This window comes from Lentiprolixibacter sp., from assembly GCF_982873095.1.
Map to the genome: position 1 here is coordinate 1 of NZ_CEYNTP010000090.1, position 4,189 is coordinate 4,189.

4 protein-coding genes are annotated in these 4,189 nt (G+C 45.2%); 2 read left to right on the top strand and 2 right to left on the bottom strand.

Annotated features, from left to right (window positions below; genetic code table 11):
• Positions 1-364 precede the first annotated feature (364 nt).
• Complete coding sequence (locus tag AC4E7D_RS07070; RefSeq protein ID WP_490173111.1) at positions 365-1,471, top strand: redoxin domain-containing protein; 1,107 nt, start codon at positions 365-367, stop codon at positions 1,469-1,471.
• Positions 1,472-1,531: 60 nt separating this feature from the next.
• On the opposite strand, the gene AC4E7D_RS07075 is transcribed toward AC4E7D_RS07070, so the two are convergent.
• Positions 1,532-3,178, bottom strand: a complete 1,647-nt coding sequence (locus AC4E7D_RS07075; protein WP_490173112.1) for an LVIVD repeat-containing protein — start codon at positions 3,176-3,178, stop codon at positions 1,532-1,534.
• A gap of 115 nt (positions 3,179-3,293) precedes the next feature.
• A complete protein-coding gene (locus tag AC4E7D_RS07080; protein WP_490173113.1) occupies positions 3,294-3,941 on the bottom strand; it encodes a rhomboid family intramembrane serine protease in 648 nt (215 codons plus the stop codon).
• A gap of 39 nt (positions 3,942-3,980) precedes the next feature.
• Here AC4E7D_RS07080 and AC4E7D_RS07085 point away from each other — a divergent pair.
• On the top strand, positions 3,981-4,189 hold a 209-nt coding region (locus AC4E7D_RS07085; RefSeq protein ID WP_490173114.1), incomplete at its 3' end, for an LpxL/LpxP family acyltransferase.

Sequence of the window (4,189 nt, forward strand, 5' to 3'; positions counted from 1 at the left end):
GTAATCTTCATGGTTACTGGTACACGTACTGCTTCCCTGTGAGTATGAGTACTGTTGCTGGTCTTTGACCATGGCAGTTTTGAGAGCATCTCATGATGGACATGGGGGCGTCTCCCTACTGCATCATGATGTTCTCAGGACCGTCATTGTCACGTGCTTTGATGCACTGTGATTTTCGCCCGGAAATTGGCCTTGTGGGCTATGATGATTTTTCTGATAACTTTGATTTCGACATTGCCTTGGGAATCAGATATCAGTTCTGATAGTACAAAAGCAAAGCACTGAGCCCTTGACAAAAGAGATTGTCAAGGGCTTTTTTTATTCAGTCTGATATGAGTACTTTTGCACCCATAATCAGATACCTATGAAACGAATTCTTACTTCCCTTATCCTGGCAACGCTCTTGTTGAATTGCACCCCCGAACCCAAGGGCTATGAGGTGATAGGGACGATCTCCGGTGAAATGGAGAGTGGTGCCCAGGCCTTTTTGAGGAAAACCAATGAGGAAGGCCGGTTTATAAATGTAGATACCACCGTTGTGATAGACGGACAATTCACCTTTACCGGTGAGCAGGAAGAGGCAGAAATTCACTACATCTTTTTCGATAACCTGAGGGGTAATATCCCGTTTGTCCTTGAAAATGGTTCTATAGAAGTAAAGACACAGCGAGACAGCCTGGCGTATTCCAGCATAAAGGGTACAGCACAAAATGAAATGTTTGCGAGATTCCTTGACGGTTCCAGGTCGATGGCGTACAAGGCGAGATCAATGACTGCAGACATGCGGAAGGCAGCTGCCCAAGGAGATACCGTGCAAATGAATTCCCTTCGTCAGGAATATTCTGAACTTCAGAATGAGGCCCGGGACTTCGAATTGAACTTCGTAAAGGAAAACCCCGATGCCATTATTTCGGTGTTTATTATTCAAAAGGCACAACAACAGCGCTTACTTCCGGAAGACGAAATTGAAGAGTTGTACAATGGTCTCTCCCCTGAAATCCAAAATACCAGGATCGGAAAGCAGGTCAAGGAAAAAATAGACAAGGCCAAGAATGTGACCATAGGGACCAAAGCCCCTAACTTTTCAGCTCCTACTCCTAACGGGGAGGAACTGGCACTAAATGATGTCCTCGGTAAGGTAACTATTATTGATTTCTGGGCAGCATGGTGCCGACCCTGCAGGGCAGAAAACCCCAACGTGGTTCGCTTGTACAATAAGTACAAGGATCAGGGGCTTAGTATCCTGGGTGTTTCTTTGGATCGGAAGGCAGAAGACTGGAAGAAAGCCATTGAAGACGATGGCCTTGCATGGAATCACGTCTCTAATGTGGATTACTTTGATGAAATTGCAGAGTTGTACAACGTGGATGCTATTCCCGCGACCTTTATTCTTGATGAAAAGGGTGTTATCGTTGCCAAAAACTTGAGAGGTGTAGCCCTTGAGGACAAGTTATCCGAACTGCTGGATTAATAAAAGATAATAAAGCAAAACAAACCCCTCTGATTGAGGGGTTTTTTATTTGGATAAGGCCTAGAATTTATTTCTGATATCTTCGAAGGTGCCCTCAACGGTTACGTTATCCCCTCTTTCCACATCTCCATAAATATTTACCCGTGAGTCCGATCCCAGAAATTCGAGGGTGGCCCCGTCTTCAAGTACCAGATCTCCAAAAAGAGTAAGGTTGCCTTCAATACGCAAGATTGCCCCTGAACCTACCTTCAGGGTCTTTCTTGAATTATTACGGCCAATGATCAGGTTGCCCCGATATTCAAATAATCCGTTGGAATTCACGGATACATTGTTCCGTACTGTCCAGGAACCACATAGCAGAAGGCTGCCATTTACTGTGATATTGTTAAAGCGCTTGGCACCCCTAAAAGCAAATTCCTGTCCGGCAGGGATAAGTAATTTGGAGCTGCCCTGATAACGCGGCAAGTCAGAACACCGGCTTTCAAGGCTTTCTGAAGGGCGGTTGAGTTTTAAAATCTGTACTCCTTCCCTTCCCGAAGCGGCGATGATATAGTCTCCCTTGGATTGCACATAATTGATGGAACCTTCCAGCTCTATGATACCTACAGGGCGTAGCTGCCCATCTTTTTCTTCGCTAAGGCAGAGTCCGGCTCCCCCGTTTGCCATGAGGATCACTTCATCATTGGAAACTACAGCATTGGTTACGCGGTCTCCCTCAGCCAAACCTGTGGGATTGGTCATAATAGGCAGGTACTCCAATAAGGCGCCTGAACTAACACTGTATACACCAGCCCCTTGTCCGGATTCCGATACCAGAATCCGGTCCTGGGTGTAATCTATGGTCTTTTTAGTAGCGAGTCCCAAATCTGTAGTAATGGGTATCTCCTTGATGAGTTGGAAACCTGAATCGAGGATCTTTAAGCCGCTTCCGGCATCCAAAAGGGCAATATTCCCTTCGTTATATGCTATGGATCGCAAATCAAAATAGGGATACTCCTGCAGGATAGACAAATCCGTTTTATCATATACCGTCAGGGATCCTTCCTTGCCACTGGTAACCATCAGTTGTTGCCCGGATATCCTTAAATCATTCGCGTTAAAGCCCTGTTGAAATCCATATTGAATACCTCCGTTTACGTCAAATCTTCCACTAAATGCAGGAATCTTAGCTACAAAAGAGTTACTTGTCGCTGTCGTGGAAGCTTCGGAATCAACTCCACCTGCCGCGTAGACAAATCCGTTGTCCCAGGTTACGGCATTGATATCCGCATTGAGATAGATCAGCCTTGAGGTGAGCCGTGGACGGGCAGGATTGCTGATATTGATGATATCGAGCCCGCCAAAATATTCCTCCCCGGCGGTATTGTAGGATACATAGGCGTAATCCGCATTAACAAAAACATGAGAAGCCGTGAGTTCACCCCGGGAGGGATAACTGGGTGGGCGTATTTGTGCTACCAGGCTAAGTGGATAATCCCCTGCCTGTTCCTCTTTTGCTGAAGAGGCGGATTTGGCATTTGAAGTATCTTCTTCATAAATATCCAATACTCCAGAGACAGCATATGAGATATTTTGTTCAAGAGCAGCTTCGCTGTTCTCAACCAATACATCTTCCTGTAAGTCTTCTTTGAAAATAGTAGTCTGATCGCTACAAGAGGCAGTTAGCAATATTGCCAATAGCAATACGGGGGACCATTTGCGGCTCATAAGTAGGTAGTTATACGTTAAATTGGAACTATATAACGATTGAAAACAGGAAATGGTATGTGAAATCCTTTGATTTTTGGGTTCTAGAGAGTGACCCGCAGTTAGGAGGTAGGGTTTAGAGTTTTCCCAGCTTCTCCATTACCAAAAGAATAAGGATGGGGATAGCCAGAAGTATAACCATGAGGGTCTCGTTTACAAACAAATCAGGCTTAAACAGCAGGGTGATGAAGTACCCGCCCACCGCTCCCCCAAAATGGGCGGTATGGCCAATATTACCGAGACGTTTTTTCATCCCGTAAATCGAATAAAGCATATAGGCGATCCCTAAAATATAGGCCGGTATGGGTATTGGGATGAACATGATTCCCAGCTGCATATTGGGTTGCAAAAGGATGGCAGAATACAGTATGCCCGTAACTGCCCCGCTGGCCCCTACTGCGCTGTAGAAGGGCTCATTGCGATGGAAGGAAAGTGCCAGCAAACTCCCTGCCAGCAAACTTATGACATATATGATCAGGAACTTTACCGGGCCAAACCAGTAGATCACCACATTTGCAAAGAAATAGAGGGTGAACATGTTGAGGAAAAGATGGGCGAAATCCACATGCAGAAAACCCGAAGTAAACAGCCGGTCTTTTTGGCCGGCCTTTATGGCCCCAATGCCAAACTTATAGCGTTCAAAAAAGTGGAGGTCGTTAAACCCCCTCAGGGAGATCAGCACATTAGCGGCAATTATTGCAATCGTAGCCAGGTGAATTTTCATGCAGGGTCTTCTTATAATACGCGCCAAATATAGCTATATTTGCGCTTAGTATTTTTCACTATGCAGCTGCTTGTATACCTACTCACCTACCCTATTTTAAGGCTGGTTTCCCTTCTCCCATTTTCCTTACTCTATCTGGTATCCGATTTTGTTTATTTTTTAGTGTATCGGGTTTTTGGCTACCGCAAAAAGGTGGTTAGGGCAAATTTGGAACTTGTTTTTCCAGAAAAATCAACCACTGAGTTACG